The sequence below is a fragment of the Melghiribacillus thermohalophilus genome, from assembly GCF_004342905.1.
Taxonomy (GTDB): domain Bacteria; phylum Bacillota; class Bacilli; order Bacillales; family Alkalibacillaceae; genus Melghiribacillus; species Melghiribacillus thermohalophilus.
In genome coordinates this window covers 56,612-74,297 of sequence record NZ_SMAN01000007.1, presented here as the reverse complement: position 1 = coordinate 74,297, position 17,686 = coordinate 56,612, and the positions used below count along the sequence as shown (strand labels likewise).

General features: G+C 37.4%; 31 protein-coding genes. 5 read left to right on the top strand and 26 right to left on the bottom strand.

Annotation, left to right across the window (positions count from 1 at the left end; genetic code table 11):
* Positions 1–93: 93 nt before the first annotated feature.
* The 24 genes from EDD68_RS07140 to EDD68_RS15195 all read right to left on the bottom strand — a co-directional run bounded on the left by EDD68_RS07140 (position 94) and on the right by EDD68_RS15195 (position 12,445).
* Positions 94–381 carry an HNH endonuclease gene (locus tag EDD68_RS07140; RefSeq protein WP_424399158.1) on the bottom strand — a complete coding sequence of 96 codons (288 nt, stop codon included), beginning with the start codon at positions 379–381 and terminating at the stop codon, positions 94–96.
* A 27-nt stretch (positions 382–408) separates the two neighbouring features.
* Positions 409–672, bottom strand: coding sequence for a hypothetical protein (locus tag EDD68_RS07135; RefSeq protein WP_132371551.1), 264 nt, complete (start codon positions 670–672; stop codon positions 409–411).
* A gap of 47 nt (positions 673–719) precedes the next feature.
* Positions 720–1,409 (bottom strand): DUF2975 domain-containing protein, encoded by a 690-nt coding sequence (locus EDD68_RS07130; protein WP_132371550.1) that lies wholly within the window; start codon positions 1,407–1,409, stop codon positions 720–722.
* Between the two features lie 27 nt (positions 1,410–1,436).
* Entirely contained in the window at positions 1,437–2,387 is a 951-nt protein-coding gene (locus EDD68_RS07125) for a DUF6731 family protein (RefSeq protein WP_132371549.1), read from the bottom strand.
* Between the two features lie 614 nt (positions 2,388–3,001).
* Complete coding sequence (locus tag EDD68_RS07120; RefSeq protein ID WP_132371548.1) at positions 3,002–3,544, bottom strand: site-specific integrase; 543 nt, start codon at positions 3,542–3,544, stop codon at positions 3,002–3,004.
* Positions 3,541–3,981 (bottom strand): ArpU family phage packaging/lysis transcriptional regulator, encoded by a 441-nt coding sequence (locus EDD68_RS07115; protein WP_132371584.1) that lies wholly within the window; start codon positions 3,979–3,981, stop codon positions 3,541–3,543. Before EDD68_RS07115 ends, EDD68_RS07120 begins: the two co-directional genes overlap by 4 nt.
* Before the next feature lie 6 nt (positions 3,982–3,987).
* Positions 3,988–4,140 carry a hypothetical protein gene (locus tag EDD68_RS15215; protein ID WP_165902097.1) on the bottom strand — a complete coding sequence of 51 codons (153 nt, stop codon included), beginning with the start codon at positions 4,138–4,140 and terminating at the stop codon, positions 3,988–3,990.
* 94 nt (positions 4,141–4,234) lie between these two features.
* Positions 4,235–4,777: a hypothetical protein gene (locus EDD68_RS07110; protein WP_132371547.1), complete on the bottom strand. Its 543-nt coding sequence runs from the start codon at positions 4,775–4,777 to the stop codon at positions 4,235–4,237.
* Complete coding sequence (locus EDD68_RS07105; protein ID WP_132371546.1) at positions 4,774–4,971, bottom strand: XtrA/YqaO family protein; 198 nt, start codon at positions 4,969–4,971, stop codon at positions 4,774–4,776. Before EDD68_RS07105 ends, EDD68_RS07110 begins: the two co-directional genes overlap by 4 nt.
* Positions 4,972–5,043: 72 nt before the next feature.
* The gene (locus tag EDD68_RS07100) at positions 5,044–6,480 is read right to left on the bottom strand and encodes a DNA cytosine methyltransferase (RefSeq protein ID WP_132371545.1); all 1,437 of its coding nucleotides are present in this window, start codon (positions 6,478–6,480) and stop codon (positions 5,044–5,046) included.
* Positions 6,481–6,496: 16 nt separating this feature from the next.
* Positions 6,497–6,730, bottom strand: a complete 234-nt coding sequence (locus tag EDD68_RS07095; protein WP_132371544.1) for a hypothetical protein — start codon at positions 6,728–6,730, stop codon at positions 6,497–6,499.
* Positions 6,731–6,740: 10 nt separating this feature from the next.
* A complete protein-coding gene (locus EDD68_RS07090) occupies positions 6,741–6,980 on the bottom strand; it encodes a DNA-entry nuclease (protein WP_132371543.1) in 240 nt (79 codons plus the stop codon).
* A 225-nt stretch (positions 6,981–7,205) separates the two neighbouring features.
* Positions 7,206–7,415, bottom strand: a complete 210-nt coding sequence (gene fbpA / locus EDD68_RS07085; RefSeq protein WP_165902096.1) for a Fur-regulated basic protein FbpA — start codon at positions 7,413–7,415, stop codon at positions 7,206–7,208.
* Positions 7,399–7,593 (bottom strand): hypothetical protein, encoded by a 195-nt coding sequence (locus EDD68_RS15210; RefSeq protein ID WP_165902095.1) that lies wholly within the window; start codon positions 7,591–7,593, stop codon positions 7,399–7,401. Before EDD68_RS15210 ends, fbpA begins: the two co-directional genes overlap by 17 nt.
* A gap of 14 nt (positions 7,594–7,607) precedes the next feature.
* Entirely contained in the window at positions 7,608–8,378 is a 771-nt protein-coding gene (locus tag EDD68_RS07080) for an ATP-binding protein (RefSeq protein ID WP_165902094.1), read from the bottom strand.
* Entirely contained in the window at positions 8,362–9,423 is a 1,062-nt protein-coding gene (locus EDD68_RS15205; protein WP_165902093.1) for an SH2 domain-containing protein, read from the bottom strand. The genes EDD68_RS07080 and EDD68_RS15205 overlap by 17 nt, the downstream gene beginning before the upstream one ends.
* A complete protein-coding gene (locus EDD68_RS07075; RefSeq protein ID WP_132371540.1) occupies positions 9,424–9,603 on the bottom strand; it encodes a hypothetical protein in 180 nt (59 codons plus the stop codon).
* A gap of 99 nt (positions 9,604–9,702) precedes the next feature.
* Positions 9,703–9,870 carry a YqaI family protein gene (locus EDD68_RS07070; RefSeq protein WP_132371539.1) on the bottom strand — a complete coding sequence of 56 codons (168 nt, stop codon included), beginning with the start codon at positions 9,868–9,870 and terminating at the stop codon, positions 9,703–9,705.
* A 94-nt stretch (positions 9,871–9,964) separates the two neighbouring features.
* Positions 9,965–10,198 carry a hypothetical protein gene (locus tag EDD68_RS07065; RefSeq protein WP_132371538.1) on the bottom strand — a complete coding sequence of 78 codons (234 nt, stop codon included), beginning with the start codon at positions 10,196–10,198 and terminating at the stop codon, positions 9,965–9,967.
* Between the two features lie 72 nt (positions 10,199–10,270).
* Positions 10,271–10,492 carry a hypothetical protein gene (locus EDD68_RS07060; protein ID WP_132371537.1) on the bottom strand — a complete coding sequence of 74 codons (222 nt, stop codon included), beginning with the start codon at positions 10,490–10,492 and terminating at the stop codon, positions 10,271–10,273.
* A gap of 245 nt (positions 10,493–10,737) precedes the next feature.
* Entirely contained in the window at positions 10,738–11,262 is a 525-nt protein-coding gene (locus EDD68_RS07055; RefSeq protein ID WP_132371536.1) for a helix-turn-helix domain-containing protein, read from the bottom strand.
* Positions 11,263–11,290: 28 nt separating this feature from the next.
* On the bottom strand, positions 11,291–12,034 hold the full coding sequence (locus tag EDD68_RS07050; RefSeq protein ID WP_132371583.1) for an antA/AntB antirepressor family protein: 744 nt from the start codon (positions 12,032–12,034) through the stop codon (positions 11,291–11,293).
* Positions 12,035–12,038: 4 nt separating this feature from the next.
* Positions 12,039–12,215 (bottom strand): hypothetical protein, encoded by a 177-nt coding sequence (locus EDD68_RS15200; RefSeq protein WP_165902086.1) that lies wholly within the window; start codon positions 12,213–12,215, stop codon positions 12,039–12,041.
* An 86-nt stretch (positions 12,216–12,301) separates the two neighbouring features.
* Positions 12,302–12,445: a hypothetical protein gene (locus EDD68_RS15195; RefSeq protein WP_165902092.1), complete on the bottom strand. Its 144-nt coding sequence runs from the start codon at positions 12,443–12,445 to the stop codon at positions 12,302–12,304.
* 69 nt (positions 12,446–12,514) lie between these two features.
* On the opposite strand from EDD68_RS15195, the gene EDD68_RS07045 reads away from it, so the two are divergent.
* Both EDD68_RS07045 and EDD68_RS15190 read left to right on the top strand, forming a co-directional pair.
* On the top strand, positions 12,515–12,970 hold the full coding sequence (locus EDD68_RS07045; RefSeq protein WP_132371535.1) for a hypothetical protein: 456 nt from the start codon (positions 12,515–12,517) through the stop codon (positions 12,968–12,970).
* A 243-nt stretch (positions 12,971–13,213) separates the two neighbouring features.
* Positions 13,214–13,390, top strand: coding sequence for a hypothetical protein (locus EDD68_RS15190; protein WP_165902091.1), 177 nt, complete (start codon positions 13,214–13,216; stop codon positions 13,388–13,390).
* Here EDD68_RS15190 and EDD68_RS15185 read toward each other — a convergent pair whose 3' ends face one another.
* On the bottom strand, positions 13,391–13,543 hold the full coding sequence (locus EDD68_RS15185; protein ID WP_165902090.1) for a hypothetical protein: 153 nt from the start codon (positions 13,541–13,543) through the stop codon (positions 13,391–13,393). It abuts the gene before it with no gap.
* A gap of 171 nt (positions 13,544–13,714) precedes the next feature.
* On the bottom strand, positions 13,715–13,948 hold the full coding sequence (locus EDD68_RS07040) for a helix-turn-helix domain-containing protein (protein ID WP_132371534.1): 234 nt from the start codon (positions 13,946–13,948) through the stop codon (positions 13,715–13,717).
* Between the two features lie 161 nt (positions 13,949–14,109).
* On the opposite strand from EDD68_RS07040, the gene EDD68_RS07035 reads away from it, so the two are divergent.
* The 3 genes from EDD68_RS07035 to EDD68_RS07025 all read left to right on the top strand — a co-directional run bounded on the left by EDD68_RS07035 (position 14,110) and on the right by EDD68_RS07025 (position 17,679).
* Positions 14,110–14,544: a helix-turn-helix domain-containing protein gene (locus EDD68_RS07035; RefSeq protein ID WP_132371533.1), complete on the top strand. Its 435-nt coding sequence runs from the start codon at positions 14,110–14,112 to the stop codon at positions 14,542–14,544.
* A gap of 160 nt (positions 14,545–14,704) precedes the next feature.
* A complete protein-coding gene (locus tag EDD68_RS07030) occupies positions 14,705–15,763 on the top strand; it encodes a type I restriction endonuclease (protein WP_424399157.1) in 1,059 nt (352 codons plus the stop codon).
* Positions 15,764–15,837: 74 nt separating this feature from the next.
* Positions 15,838–17,679, top strand: coding sequence for a DEAD/DEAH box helicase (locus EDD68_RS07025; RefSeq protein WP_243646786.1), 1,842 nt, complete (start codon positions 15,838–15,840; stop codon positions 17,677–17,679).
* The last annotated feature ends 7 nt before the right edge of the window (positions 17,680–17,686 follow it).

The following is a 17,686-nucleotide window of genomic DNA, read 5'->3' as shown; positions in this document are numbered from 1 at the left end:
TAACCCCCCCTCACGTGATAACCTCGTGTGTATTTTTCGAAGGTCCGCCCCTTCGGTCCAGAAAAACAGCCCCCACTACTTTTAATAGGGGGGCTATACCTTTACTAAGTTTCCACTCTCATCAAATCTCAATCCATCTGCAACCGGTTCTGTGCCATGGTGTTCTTTGTTATGGCAATCTTGACACAGCAACTCAAGATTATTCCAGTTCAAACTGATGTCTGGATCATTAATGTTTTCTGGTGTCAGGTAAATTCTGTGGTGTACTATTTTCCCTGGACTGCTGCACCTCTCACACAAACCATGTTTGGCAACATAATAAGCGTCACGACATTGTCGCCACGCCTTTGACTTGTAGAATTTTTCTGCACGTGTTTTCATTATTTTCACCTCTAAATGAGGATTACTTCATTTTTCATTCTTTCCTCTAATTAATTCTTGAATGTGTAATTTGGCTTCAAGTTCTCCACCAAACCATTTTTCTGCAGTAGTGCTTGGTTGTAATGAATCTCTTATAAATTCAGTTTCTAAATCTTGTGTTTCTTTTGGAATGTGATTTAATGCAGATTTAATATCAGATAAATCCAAATGATTAGCTGTATAAACTAAACCTACTAAATATTCTCCCAAATGTTCTTTATTTAATAAATCTACTTTCTTATCCTTTTTCAAAAAACAACCTCCAATCCAAACTTTTTTAATAACTTACACCAATATAATTAATTGTTATCTGTTTCTTTTTCTTCATTAATTATTTTCCCCATTCTTTCTGCTTTATCCTTACTTTTTTCTTTTTCATAATCATCAATAAAATTCTCTACTCGAGAGAACAAAATTCTAATCCTTTTATGCTCTTCCCTGTGCTTTTTTATATTTTCAGGTAAATTATTTAAATCCTTTTTAAAAGCAAAATACAGAATAATTCCAAAACGTAAAGCTGTTGCAAACATGTATAAAACGATTATTAAATTTATTATTAAGAATATTACAGGAATATCATTATAATCGATGTAGTATACTTCTAAAAAAATTATTAAAATAATGTATAAAAAGGCTGCAATAAATGCATTGCGAATAAAATTAACTAACTTTTTAAAGTTTTTTTCGTTTAGAAAAGCAAAGATTGAATCCACCTTAATACTCCCGAGCAATGTAAAAACTGTTACATAAATCCCAATAAAAATTGCAGCAACAGTTAATAAGGCATTTTTCATATCAAATAAAGAATTACGTAATGTGCTTTGGATAAAATATTCTGTCCCCATATGATAAATCCATATATCAAATTTGTATAAAATGTGATTTGATAGAAAGAAAATAAACAATAAAGAAAGAGATATGGCTATTGTCCAATTTTCAAAAAGATAAAATATTTTATCTTTTTTAATTAATCTTGTGAGTTTAGTCATAAATCCACCTACCTTTTAACTTTACCTTTATTCTTCATTATATATAATTTCTGGTAGATTTGCTGGGATATATTCGTAATCTAAATAATCATTTTCCCCCAATCGTCCATTTCTGTAAAATTGCTCTTCTAATTGATCACAAATATACCCCCATCCATCATTTTCTAAATCTATAACTGCTTTTAATACTCCCTGATTTTTAACATCGATATTCTCGACTCTATTTGTGGTTGGACTTTTATATCTTACTCGTACAGACTCAAAAACATCTCCATCAAAGTCTAATCCCCTTAATAAATCGACTAGGGACTGAGAATCAATTACCCTGTTTCTTTTTCTACCGTTACCAAAACTAAACTCTGCAACATTTGCCCCAAAATTATTGTGTGTTTCTATACCTCGTTCCAAAATATCACCTAAAACACTTTGGTTATTTGGATTGGCATATATTGTTCGGTTTCTTGCAGTTAGATCCACCTTAAAAGAAACTTTTCTTATGTCATTAGATATCTCAATATCATGAAACCCTAATTCAGGCTCAACTGGTTCAAGTTCAACCGTCCAAAAATCATCTTCATTCTTTGGCAAAAAACTCGAAAGATATTTTTGCAATGCTTCTGGTCTTGCACCATAATGATTATATTCCGCCAATATTAACCTACTATTTCTTCGGTAGAATATAGATGTTAATTCTAGTACATCATCGTTTATTTCAATTATATTATCAGTCCCCATGTTCCCTAAGTAAGGTTTTTGATCTCTAAATTTTCCAAAAACTACTTTGCGATCGTTATGATCATAGTTATTAGTTGTTGGATCAACCATATTCATTAAACATATTGTATTTCTGTTATTAACCTTTAATCGTTGGTTAGGTCTTAATAAACGAATTTCGTCCATTAATTCACTTATATGTATGTCTGTAATCTGATTATTATGAGTTATAAAACAATTGTAAAAATAAATGGTTCTCTCCATAGAAACTCAACTCCTTTTAAAAGATATATTTTCAAATTTTGACAAAAGAAGCTGAGTTCCTTCATTTTTCATTCGCCAATTATCGACATATTTTAAAATTACAAATAAAAAAGACGGGCACTGATCGAGTACCCATCCAATAACAGTTTCCTACAAGGGGAATTAACGCTACGAAATAACCCCGAGAAAGGAATATTTCGTTACTACCATCATATCACCACTATAAGAGCATGCTCTGCATCTTTTCTGCCAAAAATCTGTCACGAATCTGTCAGTCACTTTCCCTTTAACAATTTTCTTTGTGTCAATTACCCATATCTTATATTTTGTGTAATTCATAAAAAGGGTGAAAGCCTTGATATTCCTAAATTCAGGACACTTCATAAAATGAATTGGACATTTAAAATATTATAGTGAATTCATTGGCTCAAAAAAATTTTTTAAACAGATATGCTCCAGCTACTATTGCAAGCAATATTATCACGTACTGAGGTACTATATCAAATAACGAATAAATGATGTTTGCAATCGAATCTTGAATATCAACAATTGGCATTTTATTTACTCCTTCCTATATGTATATTTCATATTTCTACAAAATGGTAAGAAGTCCTCTATATTTTAAACTTCGACATAGCTTTGTCCAGCGTGTCCTGGTTGATACCGATGTAAATAAGCGTAATCTTCTCTGAACTATGGTTGAAGAGCTCCTGGAGCATGGCAATGTTCTTCGTCTGTAAATAAAAATGATAGCCGAAGGTCTTCCTGAGGGTATGTGTGCCGATCTCCTGGAGACCAAACTGATTGGCAGCATCCCTCAATATTTTGTATGCCATACTCCGGCCAATAGGCTTATTACGTCCTTCTCTGCTCTTAATGAGAAATTCCTCTGGATCTTTGCCCTCAATGTACCATTTCAACTCCCGGCGCAACTGTGGTGTAATCCGTATCTTCTTCCGTTTTTTCGTCTTTTGCTCCCTGAGTGTAATGTGCATCCCGGTGACATCTTTGACCTTCAGGTGCAGGATGTCTGAAATTCTCAGCCCTGTATTAATCCCAATCACAAACAGCATGTAGTTCCGTGGGTTTTGTTCCATCAGGTAATCCTTGATCTGTTGAATCATGTCAGGGTCTCGTATGGGCTGTACAAAATTCATGATTCCACCTTCTTTTTGTAAACCTCTATTCTTAAAATGAAGGCCAATTTATAAAACGCCCTAGCTTTTACTCGATAATACTTTCTCTCACTCATGCCCAGATCATTGTAAACCTCATAATCGAACCGTTCTTCTTGATCCAGGTACCTTCTAATAATGATGGATCGTTCATGATAGTTAAGGCGGTTCACTGCCCTGCGGATTCGCTCCATGTATCTTTCCTTTTCTTGTTCAAAATCTACTTTGCTTATAGCTGTATCTTCCGTCGTTGAATGAAAAGCATTCGTATTGGAAGGAGGAACAAGCGTATAGGTTGTGGTGATTTTCGGTAACCTCTCTATTGGTTCCATAAGCAAATACATCTGATATTTCTCTAAAGCCGCTTCAACAGCCTTTTTCGTTTCTTCCCGATCGATTTCTGGAAGGTTAAATGACATTTGCATCTATTTCAACTCCTTTACTTTTAACCTTTTCTCTTCTTCCTGGAAGAGCTTCTTTATATAATCACTTCGAGGAATCGAGTTTAAAACACCGGTGCGCTTATCTTTGCGGTACTTACTGGTTTTCCATCTAATCTTATAAACGTTCTTACGCATCTAAATGCCTCCTTTAAATAAAAAAGGACACCAATCAAGCAGTTGCATGTCGCAACTTACTCAATCAGTGTCCTCCAGTGGGCTGGTAGAACTATTATAAATCTATTTTGTTTGTTATATTACTAATATGTTGATTAACGCTATCTATAGATTTCCTTAGATTTTCTCTAATATTGTCTTCATCAACAATTCCGTCTAAGAATAAATTATTCTTATACATATTTAAGTAGAAAGTAAATCCTGAGAATTCATACTCTAAACCATCATAATCATCTAAAATTTTACTCGGAATAATACTGCTTGACATATCTCTAAGCATTTCATTTGTTTTCTGTAGCAGTTTTTCGTCCCCATCAATTAATAGACGTATATCTGTTCCATTTTCCCAAGATTGATGGAATCTCTCTAAATGTTCTAAAGACAAATCAACCCACCTTTTTGCTTTTCTAAACTCTAATTTAAATATATATTCCTTTTCTTTTTCTTTATATCTAAATTCTTTTCGTAATAAAAGATAGGCCCCTAAAACTCCACCTATTGCAGCTATTATAGTTCCAAATGATTGAACAACAGCATCAGGAGTCACACAAAGCCAAAAACCCTCACATTTTTGTATTTCTACTGGAAATGGTTTCAAAACTCCTCCCCCTCATCAAACTTAACCCTCTTCACTTTCCCCTGATGAGTGATCACTTTTGTCTCTCCATGAGCAGGTAGTTTCGTTAATTTCGCTTTCCCATCACAATATACGACACAAAACGGCTCATTTCCTTCTAAATTTATCAAAATTTGTCTTTTATCCATGTCCACCGGTATCTCTTTAGCTCGCATGAGGCAGACCCCCTATGATATAATTAAATTAAACAATCCTTTCGTTGCCGGGGTCGCCCTGGCATTTTTTTGTTACATAGCTTTTTGTTCTTCTTTCTTTTGCACACACATTTCTGGAAGGTTTGCCCTTACCAGTGATTCAGCAAATGGTGGAGGTACGGAATTTCCGCATTTTGCTACCTGTGCAGATTTCGGTAGTTTATTTCCTTTGTAATCCTCGTCAATAATATAGTCATCAGGAAACCCTTGTGCTGCGAATAATTCATGTGGCTGGAGCATTCGCATTCCTATATCAACGATTTGATAGGGTTTCCCTTTTAAAGTTACTAGCCCAAACCGATCTTTGGTAGTTACTGTGTGAAGTGGCTCATTCAAGGTCTGTCCATCGTCGGTTCCGTAATATTTCATCAAAAATGCCGAAACCAGCTGCGCTTTATTCACCGTTGTTATGGATCTTAGGGGTTCATCAACTTTATGCCCTGTTGAGCATTTGTAATGCTGAGAAATGAATGAAGCAGTTACAAGAGAAAATCGATTAGCTGTACTAACGGTGTGTAAAGGTTCTTTTAGCGTTTGTCCTCTTACCTCTTTTTTAGATGTTTCTGTATAGTAGGTTGATAGAAAAGGGGTAATCAGACAATGTTCCGCTTTGGTTGTTATTGTTGTTAAAGGCTTGTCTAATTTGTATTGCAGTCGATCTCCTCCGAATCCAGTATGTCCAATCCGGACAATGAATGGTTTTGGATTATTTATGACAAACTTTTTTATTCCCCTGGCAATCCTCTTCATGGTGTTTTCGGCTAATGGCCTTTTTCGTTCAAATATAGAAGGGCACGGGATTGACCAATCGATAATTTCAGCAGCTGTTCGCCATGGCTTTAATTTTCCCTGTTTTACCTCTTTGCTTTTCGGATCACCGTGAGTGGGTTTAGGCCAAACAATTGGCTTGCCATCACATCTAGCGACTAAAAACAACCGTTTTCGAATGGTAGGAGCCCCATAATCACAAGCACGCAGCTCTTTCCAATCAACTTTATATCCATGTCTTTTCAATGCATTTACAAACGCTCTAAATGTCTTGCCCTTTTTCTCCGGATCTGGCCGTCCATCTTTTAATGGGCCCCAGGTTTTAAATTCTTCAACATTTTCTAAAATGATTACTCTAGGCTTTACAGTTGCTGCCCATTTCACAGCTACCCAGGCAAGCCCTCTGATGTTTTTATCTACCGGCTTTCCACCTTTGGCCTTGCTAAAATGTTTACAGTCTGGACTGAACCAGCACAAGGCAACCTTTCGACCTTGCACCACCTCTCGAGGGTCTATATCCCAAACAGATTCGCAATAATGCTCAGTATCTGGATGGTTTGCTTTATGCATAGCAATGGCTTCTGGATCATGATTAATGGCTATATCAACATTCAACCCTGTAGCCTGTTCAATGCCTTTACTAGCACCGCCACCTCCAGCAAAATTATCCACGATAATTTCTCGAAACAAGCTGAATTGCAATGTTTTCTCACCTCATTCATAATTCAGTTTCCATGGCGTTTAAAATACTCATCAGCTTCCAATAACAAGCTTCTTCTCCAGTTGCCGGTTCGTGGAGATCTTCTGTTTCAATCTCAAAAAGAGAATTGGTATTCTTTCGAACGATGACTTCCTCTATGTAAAGTTCCTCTCCTGGTTGAAGGTTATTGATTTTTTGATACACAGGATCGCTTTCCAGGCCATAAAATTCATAGATCGTGGTTTGTTCCATCCCCCTCACCTTACCAATGCTTGTTCAGGTTTTTGTAATACTCAAATAATCCTTTCTTTTTTAAATCTTTTACTTTATTCGCTAGGCTCGCTTCCGGTCTACCTAAGGCAAGTGACATAGATTTCATGCCGTCTGATTCATAGTATTTGCAAAGGTATTCCAGTTCGCTTTCCGATAATCGTTTCCCTTTGTTCGGGTGCAGCTGAGGATGATATTTCAAGCGCCCGCTTCCGTCGTACTGCACTTCCATGCCATCACCCTTTTCTTTTAGCTTTTGGCCAATTCCACTTCCTCTTCCTGGATCTGTATTTTAGATCGCATTTCCAGCCAATTCGCTTCTTATTCAGTTCCGCTTTGTTTAGATAATAGGATTTGACCTCGTTCATTCTCATCACTCTCCAATTTCTCATTGAGTGTTTCCCGCCAGCAGTCCTCACATAGGTAATTCAAATACCCAGGGGCATCAGCGCCGGACTCAACACACTTGCCTTTCATCCTTCCCACCGCCTTCAGATTCCTTTTTGAATTTCACATTTTCATAGATTTGCTCCAGCTCAGTTAACGTCAACGTTTCAACGTTCTTTCCATCTGGCGTGTGAAAGTAATCCCAGGCTTGAAGTCTATTGATCAAAATGCGTTTTCTTTCTTCTACCGCTCTTCGCAGTTGATTAGCTTGTGCATTCATATGTTCCACTCCTTGCTCTCTGATATTCCTGATAAGCATCTTCAAAACGATCCAGAAATGCCTCTAAATTAACCTGGCTGATTTTTCGGTATTCCTGACATTCAGCACATTCACATTTGTCCAGTTCAACGACTCCAGGCATGATTTCTATGATCCTAACTCCCCTACCATTGCACATTCCGTTAGCACTCCTCACCTAAACAAAATATCCTGAATCTCTTCGTTTTCCTGCTGGGCTATCAGACTACGTATGCTCTCTTCCGGCATCCACACCGGGAAGGTCATTTTTTCTACCCGGCTACGAACTCGGCCCTGTTGATACCTTTTGTCCAGTTCTTCAATCGTGCTGTTGGATGTGATAATCGTGACCAGGTTTTGATTCAGCCGGTGATCCAGGATGCTGGTGACGACTTCTTCCACCCATTCACTGACTTTTTCCACGCCAAGATCATCAATGACCAGCACTTCGATGTTTTTGACCGCTTCAATGAGTTCAGATGCGTTGACATCACCATTACCGCTGAATGAATTTTTCAATTCATTGAGCAAGTCCACAAAACGAATAAATCGGACATCCGCTTTATACTTTTTAACAAGGGCATTGGCAATGCTGCAGGATAATCGGGTTTTGCCGGACCCTTTCTGATAGCTGTAAAAGTACAAGCCCTTGCCCTGTTCTTTCATCGCTGGATAATTCGCTACAAAATTGGCAGCTACTCGTTTGGCAATCGCCGCTCGTTCCTTTCCCTCGTCTGTTCGGTAAAGATTGATTTCAAAATTATTGATACGTGATTGCCGGTACTCCTGCGGAATCCTGGCGAACTGCAATTTGGCATCAAGGGATTTGTCTTCACGGCATTTGCAGATTCGCATAAATTCCTCATTCGTTTTATGGTCCCGATACCAGATTAACCCCTTGCCATCGCACTTTTTGTAAGGACAGTTGTCAGAAATCGACGTCAATATCTCGTATCGTTCCGTTTGGGATGAGTCCTTTCTCTCTTGCAATTCTTTCAAGTCTTCGAGTCTCTTCTGAAGGTGTGGCCTTTTTTTCAGGAAGTCCGCCATCGCTTCCTGAATGCTTTGCATCGTCAAGATTACCACCCCCTGTTTTCTTGAGTTTCTCCCGTTCCTTCAGCAGATGGATCTGGTGACGTATGTAGGTGTCCACATAGCCGAACGAGTGAATCTTGTCACCTCGGTACTTTGGCTTATACTGATCAAAGCTCGCATGGATCCAGTCAATGACTTTCTGCAGGTCGATGTTTTCTTCTGCGACGTTCTGCGCGGTTGCCCAGATCAGCTGCAGGTCTTTTGGGGACGGGTGCAGACTCTGTTTACGGGTCAAATACACTTCTTCAATTTTTCTAGCAATCTCATCCACTTCGTCTGGTTCATCTGAATTCCCAGATTGTTTCACTTCGCGCGCGTTTTCTTCATCAACATCTAAAGTAGTCTCTGTAGTAATCTCTGTAGTAGTCTTTGTATTTGTCTTACATTCTGTTGTAGGAGGCTCTTGCATTTGAATGTAAGAGGTATTACATTCAGATGTACCACCCTCTTGCATTTGAATGTAATAGGGGTCATCATAAAAGGTAATTTTATCGATGTTTTCCGGAACTGGTTCAACAAAAAGCACATTATTGATTTTGGTACCGTTCTTTTCGATCGTCCGGAATGCCCTTCTGATTAACTGCATGTCTTCCAGCTTGTCCATGGCCAATTTAACCTGGCGTTTAGAAAAGCCATATTGTTGAGCAAAACTCGTATAATCTCGCTGCAGCATGTCCGCTTTAAACTTTTTCCGGACCTCCACGATCTGTCCAGTTGCTTCATCCCGAACCACGGTCGGCCGGTACCAGTAGCAAATTTCTGATAAAATCATAACGGCTGCCACATGTGGCTTTCCGCTGTCAAACGTAATGTGTTTGAACCAATTCACCGGTATGATGTTTCCTGTGAAATTCAGCTTTCCGATCTGATCCACGACTGCATTTCCTGTTTTCACTTACAGATGACCTCCCCTTATGTTTTGGCAAAGAGCAAATGACCCTTCGATGCTTAACAGTTCGTAATGCGGATAACGTACACTTACATACCGCTTCACTTCGTCCATGAATGCGTTGGAATCTTCATCCCTTAACTCTAAAACCCGCTCCGGCAATAATACTTTATAAGGCGTGATCAAAACAATCGCCTACTTTTCACTTAGATTAAAATATGGCATAATAAGTTTGATCGTTTTAGTAGCCCTTTTTGAATGAGCTGACTGATAGCTCATTCTTTTTTATGCCTTCGTTTCAACCGCTCCTAAACGCTCCAGAAGCTCCAGTGCCTCTTCTTTCAAGGCGTCTTTCAGAAAGAACTCTTTGCCATGAATAAGAATGGTCTCTCCTTTGAACACTTCATTCCCCAGCGCGTCAATTCCGTAGATTTCTTTCGACTGTTGACTCATTCCCTAACCTCCCCTCGATTGGTATGGTATATTTGCAACCATATCCTTATAATTACAAAAAAGGTTCTCAGTTCAAAATAACCTTATCGCCTGTTCAGTTCTTCTGAACAGGTATTTTTATATTTGAAATAAACTTTTCAATTAGACTTTTTAATTCAAAAGCGATCTCCTCTGGAACACGATTTTGGTTGATATAATTTAATGTAATTTGTCTTAAATCTTGTGTTGTTTTACCTGCGCTATTAGATATTAATTCTTTTCCAATTTTTTTAGCTTCTGTTTGAGCAAGTTCATTTAATTCTTTTTTCTTTTTCAGATAACCCTCCATCTTATCCCCCCTTTCATATTTCATAATTGAAAAAAATAATGATTAATTCCTGGAAGCCATTCATCTTTTGGCTCATCCCGATATTTTCAGACCCTTAACTTCTTCATGAAGCATTTTTCTTGCTTCCTTAACAATCAAGCCAAAATATGGGCCTCCTTTTCCCCAAGTTAATTCGTATAGCTTTTGATTTACTTCACCATAAGTGGTTGATTCCGACTTCATTTTTTCAAACAACTTAACGGCTTCCTTTTTCACTGCATTTTCTATTGATTTCGTCAGGTCACTATGTTCCATGCTTATACCTCCCTTCTTTTAAACGTGTGCTTAACCGCACCGGCACGCCCAGGAATGGATCTATACGAAAAAGGAGGAATTTGAAACAGAACATGGACAGGGGGAATACGATTCCTGGGCATGACGGCAAGGTTAAACGAAAACCTTGCCTATGATAGTAGTGTTATGCTATATTTTTAATAACCTAATTCACCTATGCTGTCGCTGTTTTATTTGCGGCAGCTTTTTTCATTTCGTTTCCCTCCTTATCTGGATATGTATCCCTTAGCTTTTAACTTTGTGTAATGGTCTTGCCATATTTCTGCCCAGCTGAAGTTATAATCTCTGCATAAAACCGAAAATGTATTGGCTGATGCCGTCATCGCTTCTGCTACTTCCAGCAGGGCTGTTCGTATGTTCTCCCGTTCGTAACCGGACAACGAATCTGGATGATTGACCACATTGATTTTTTTAAGAGCTTCTAGAGCCTCTTCCAGTTCTTCAATCGCTTTTGCTTTTACCGAGCTCCTGTGCAGATCCACGACACCGCCATCGAGTTTAACCGGCCCCCATTTCACGTACTCTGCTGAGGCTTCAAATGCGACGAACGGGTCGCCATGCTTCTCCATGTAGTATTGGGCGATGTGGGGCTGAACTTTTCGTTCACCATTTTCTTGCTTTGTCACAGATTCCCGCGATAAATTGGCTTCCCTTGCAATTTGTAGCTGCGTTTTCCCGGCCGCTTTCCTGGATTGCCTCATGATTTTAGCAACCCGTGTACCCCTTTTCACTTCAACCACTCCCTTTTGTACCTTTGTTTCATATTTCTGTTGATACGCTAGAAGTTGAAGGATTCAAAAGCTTGTCTGCTACACGAATCCCATCTTCCAGTCGGTTCACTTTTTCAAGATATTCCGGGATGCTGAGATCAGATAATTCATGCTTCATTTTGTAATTCTCAATTAATAGAGTTAAGTTGGTTCGATATGCCATATTGAAAGCTTGTCTAAAATTTCGGTAAGCCTGCGGAAAAGACAGGCCATTTTTTGCAGCATACAGGCGAATCATTTTATTCAGCCGCTGGCGTGGATCACCGAGAGTATCAATTTTGTCGATGTTGTCGATTCGGTGATGAGCAGCTGCAGTCTGAGATTCCAGTTTGTTGATCCGCTTTTCATACTGGACCAGCAATTCAGCCTGTTTCAGAATCAGTTCAGCTGCAGATTGTGGCTGCTGGAAAGTCTGTCGTGCTTTCTTTTCCACTTCAATGAAGTATTTGCGTACCGCACGGCCCTGTTCGTTGTTCTGGACCATGGCGATTTCTTTTGCTGTATCAATAATGAGCAAATATTCTTTAGATGGGCGTCCAGGGGTTTTACTCAAAAATGAGTAAAAGTCATCACCTTCGATAAACCCGTAATTCTCAATCATTCGTGTAATCCAATCGTTAAAACGGGTACCAACCATCAATTTCACGTGCAATTCCCTGGCGTTCACCAATTTCTCGCCAGTCTCACTTTCATAAACCGGTACCAGGTCACTGGCAATGGTTTTGATTTGCATGTACTCACTTCCCTTCTTCGTCCAGACAACGTTTAACGGCATTCACGATGTTTTTTAAGGTGGGATTGCCTTTTTCCCACTCGGACTCAAACCATTTTTTTTGCTCTTCCTTCGTCATGTGAGCTAGGTGCGAGTAAATCTTGATCGTCGTGTTTCCTTTTTTCAGCACTTTGGGTTTCACGTCCGAACCCCTCCTTACCACATCTTTATGCGGCCGGGTTTGTCGGACGACCCTAGCAATTTCTGATGTCATGGAGTCACCACCCTTTACTTTAGGTTTTTAAGTTTTCGCCAGGCTTCTTTTTCACTTCTGGCAACAATTTTGATAATGAGTCCCGGATCATTGACACATTCAAACTCGTACTGATAGCCGGTATTTGTGACAGGCTCCCAGTTATTTGGGTCAAGCACAGAACCACCACCTTTGGCAGGATTCCCCTCTCTCCTGTCGAATGGTTGATACAGAAAGGAGGTAATCACATGAAAAAACATTTGTGGGAATTGAATTTGATTGATATTCCTTGTGGTTGGGAAAATACATATCAAGAAGCTTTAAAAAAGTGCCCAAATGGTATGCCTTTACTTATAAAAGGAACCAAGTTTTTATATCACCCAGTGAAATACAGACAAATATTACTTGATACATTTTCAAAATCTAAAGAAGCATGCAATGAGATTACGAAAAATGAATGTCTAAATCAGAAACAGCAATCCAACCTTTTAGAACATGACATCATTTTGTTTAACGTTTTGTTCGACTGGTGCCAGGATAGCTATTCCTTAGAAAAACCTTTTTTCGATATCAGCAAACTTAAAGAAAAACACGCGTTTAAAAATGTTGCTATTTACTTTGCAGAAGATGATGATCCATACAACCCAATTACTCAGTATTATCATTTGAAGTATTATCGAGTAAATAACGCGATAGCAGAATGATGACACCTTTATACTGAACCGGTACTCTTTTGTGATACCCGTGATAGATCTGTCCTCTCAGTCGATAAAACATTCTGTCGCTGCATCCTAGAATTTCAGTTAACTCATGTGCAGGAAGAGTAAGAATGAGTTCCTCGAATTTACGGACAAGTTCTTGCTCTATCTCTGTCATCTGCTCACCACCTATAGTAGGATTTTCCTCTTTCCTGTCGAATGGTAGATACAGGAAAGGGGGTGTGGAGTATGTCAAACCAACATGAGGTCACAAAAGACATCCTATTAAAAGTAATAGATAGTGGTTATATTCCAAAGTCTACTGCTACTGCCTCTGGTGCTGAGGATGCATTAAGAAAAAACCTTGAAAGAATCACTATCGCTTACAAAGAGATTTTCAAAGCAGTTAACGATCCATTGGAGTAACTACAAAGCGTTTTTTGTTCCTAACGCAACTTTAATGAGCTCAGCAAGAGCCTCCATCTCTTCTGGGCTCGCTCCATTTTCTGAATATCCTTTAATTAACTGCGCAATGAGATCGACTAACGCATCATGAATCCTTTGCTTTTGCTCATTCATTTTTATATCACCTCTTTTTAAATAAATTCGTGTTTTTTCAGAAATTCCATTAAATCTTGAACAGCATCGTCTTTGGTGTATTTCGGGTCATCTTGAAGGTTAAAAGCAACTGCCAGGATTTCCGATGCTATCTCAGACCTCTCCAGTAGTTCTGAGATGTCTGTTGACAGATTAGATCACCTCCTTTTTGTTTTTGTGTCGCTTTTCGCTACATTCCTCATTAAAAAAAATAGTCCAGTTAAAACCTAAGACTTCACCTATTCTTTTAGCGACACTCACACTAGGTCTTCTTTGACCCAGTTCAATTTGAGTATAATAAGCCCTTTTTATCCCAGTTAGATTTGCAACTTGTTCTTGTGTGTAACCTATATTATTCCTTTTGTCTTGTAACCACTCTCGTTGCATAGTTTCACCACCTTTTTGTTGCGATTTGCGACCTGTTAGTTAGGATTATACTGTAGCATAACGCTACTGTCAATACTATTTTGTACTTTTGCGCTACATTTATTTTTTGTAGCTGTTTGCTACAGTATAATGAATATACAATGTCCTGAAGGATGATATTAATGATCGGTGATAAGCTAAGAAAATTGAGGAATGAGTATAAATTAACCCAAACAGAACTTGCATCTAAGCTAGGAATATCTCGAGGTACTTATGCTCATTACGAAATCAATAAACGGCAGCCAGATTATGCAACATTAAAAAAAATTGCCGACTATTTCAATGTTTCAGTCGACTATTTATTAGGGCGCACAGATGACCCAAATCCCTGGGTTAGTAAAGAGAGTGGACCTGAAGATGAATTTGATCCAATTCGGGAAATCAATAAGCTGCTCAAAAAGTATGGCATTGAAAGCTCAGGGTTTTTCGATATAGAACAGTGGAAGGCCATGGGACCTGAGGACATAGAAAAGGTGGAAAGTTACTTTAAGTATATAGCTGAAGAGGCAAAGAAACGAAATCAGCAGGATGATGCTGATTTTAAAAAAAAATCCTAATAATTAAAATTATCTATAATTCATCATCTGAAATTAGGTGAAAATCATGATTGTGATGTTAAGCAAATTAAAACATATATTGTTAAAAGCGCACCTTTAGCAGGTGCGCTTTTTATATGTCGATATTTGTCGACAATATTTTACATTTTTGCTAAGGAGGATGATTATGGAGCAATTTTTGGAAAGAATGAAGTCCTTATCAAAACGGCTGGAAGAGGTAAAGGATACAATTGTCACTGAAGAGGCAACTAAGACCTCAATTGTCATGCCCTTTTTTCAAATCTTAGGATATGATGTTTTTAATCCTGCTGAGTTTATTCCTGAGTACACTGCAGATGTCGGTATCAAAAAAGGAGAAAAAGTGGACTATGCCATTATGTCAGATGGTGATCCAGTAATTTTAATCGAAGTAAAAGCTATTAATGAAAAGCTTGAAAGACACGACTCACAATTATTTCGATATTTTGGGACAACCCCTGCTAAATTCGCTATCTTAACAAACGGCATAACTTATCGTTTCTACACAGATTTAGAGGAACAAAACAAGATGGATTCTTCCCCATTTTTCGAATTTAATCTACTAGACTTGAAGGATTCTCATCTTCAAGAGTTGGCGAAGTTTAAGAAAGATAGTTTTGATCTTGAAAAAATCTTTAATACAGCTTCTGAACTTAAGTATACAAGCAAAATTAAATCGCTTTTCTATGAATTCTGGGAAAACCCTTCAGAAGACTTTGTCGCCTTCGTTCTTGCAAATGTTTACCCTGGAAGAAGAACACGAAATGTTATTGAGGAATTTACCCCGCTGGTTAAAAAATCGTTTAAACAGTTTATCAATGAACTTGTAAATGAAAAATTACAGGCTGCTCTTAATTCCACTTCAACCAATGATGAGGAAGAAACTGACAAGCCTCAGGAAAATGATGAGCCAGAAGTTATAACTACTGAGGAAGAAATACAGGGGTACGCAATTTCTAAACTTATTCTTTCCGAAGTCGTCGATGAAGATAGAGTCTTTTATCGTGACAACAAAAGCTACTTTAACATTTTGCTAGATGACAACATTAGAAAATGGGTTTGCCGTTTATTTTTAAACAACACAAACAATAAGAGTATTCAATTTAATGATGAAGATCGCACCTCTTATCCGATTGAAAAAGTATCTGATATAGCAAAGTATAAAACTAAGTACCATGAGGTGGTAAAAAATTTAATTTAATCAATGTATAAGTGAACAATTGATATCTAACATCTATTTTTTTAGAGAGGAATGACTTAGATATGAGCTATTTTATGACAGCTCCAGCATTTATAGAGGGTAATAAATTATTAAGAGAACCTCAAGTTGAAGCCTACAGAGCAATTTACGAGCATTTTATAACAAAACAATCTAATGAAGATGCTTTAGTAGTTTTACCTACAGGTACAGGCAAAACTGGATTAATGGCAATCTCACCTTTTGGAATTTCACGCGGACGTGTTCTAATTATAACACCTCAAACTGTTGTTAGAGACTCCGTATTAGGGTCACTAGACTCTGCTGACCCAAAAAATTTTTGGATTACAACAAAAGTTTTTAATGATTATGCAGAACTTCCTAGTATCATTGAATATAACAGTAAACTAACTAATGGAGTTCTAAATCAATCTGATATTGTTGTGCTTAACTACCATTGGTTACAAGAGAGATTCGATTCATCTCTTTTAAAACGTGTACCTCCTGAATTATTTGATTTTATTATAATTGATGAAGCACATCACTCAGAGGCTAGAACTTGGCAAAGGGCTCTTGAATATTTCAGTAATGCAAAAGTCCTAAAAGTTACAGGGACACCATTTAGAAGTGATGGACAAAGAATTAAAGGTGAAGAAATTTATTCATATAGTTTAGCTAGAGCAATGGAAAAAGGATATGTAAAAAGCTTAGAAAAATTTGAACATATTCCTGATCAAATGTATTTTACTATCGATCATAATGATGAAAAATACTATTCTCTAGAGGAAATAAGAGAAATGAACCTTAAAGAGGAAGATTGGATAAATCGTTCCGTTGCTCTTTCTAAACATAGTAATGAAAAAATTGCTGAATTTTCAATCCAACATTTAGAAGACAAGAAAAAAATCTCTGATAAACCACATAAGATAATTGCCGTTGCCTGCAGCATTAAGCACGCTGAACAAATTAAAGAGATTTATGAAAAAATGGGCTATAAATCCGCAATTGTACATAGTAAAATGGAGAAAAACGAACAAGAAAAAGAATTAAGTAAAATAGAAAATCATGAAGTTGATGTTGTCATAAATGTATCGATGCTTGGCGAAGGTTTCGACCACAAATATTTGTCAATTGCTGCAATATATAGGCCTTTTAAAACATTGTTACCTTATGCCCAATTCGTAGGAAGAGTTTTAAGATCAATTGAAAATGAAGATGGAACATATAATGAAGAAGATAATATTGCTTCGGTAATTCATCATTCAGAACTTGGTTTAGAAAAGCTGTGGGAGTACTATAAAAAGGAAAAAAAGAAAAGGGATGCTATCAGAAAAATCAAGAAGGATTTAGAACCTATAGATCCTAAAGGACCAAAAGATATAAGTTATGGTAATGCAGAAGAATCAGAAGAGTCAAAAATTGAAAAGGATGCCTTTATAGAAACTGAACTTTTAAAAGCTAGAAAACAAAGAATACAAGAAGAAAATGAAAAAATACAATTGTTACAGAAATCATTAAACGTCACCGAAGAGGTTGCTAGAGATCTTTACAGGCAATCTTTAAAAAGTCGAGATAAACAGAAGTTTTTACGACCGGATAAACATTATTTTCGTACAAGAAAAGACTTTGATAATTTAATTAGATATGATATTATTCCGTCAATAGTAGCTGATTTTGATTTAGAAATAGATGGTACTGAACTAATTGAAAATAAATTTGTATTACCAAGAAAATATCAATATCTCTACAAGGCATCTAAAAACAATGGAGCTCTATTAGGAAATTATTTTAATTTATCATTAAAACACCAAATTGGTGATAAAAGAGATAACTGGGAAATTGAAGACTTTGAAACAGCAGTAAATATTGCTAAAGATTTAGAAAAACATATAAGGTCCGTTTTGAAAGCCAAATTATAGGAGGTGG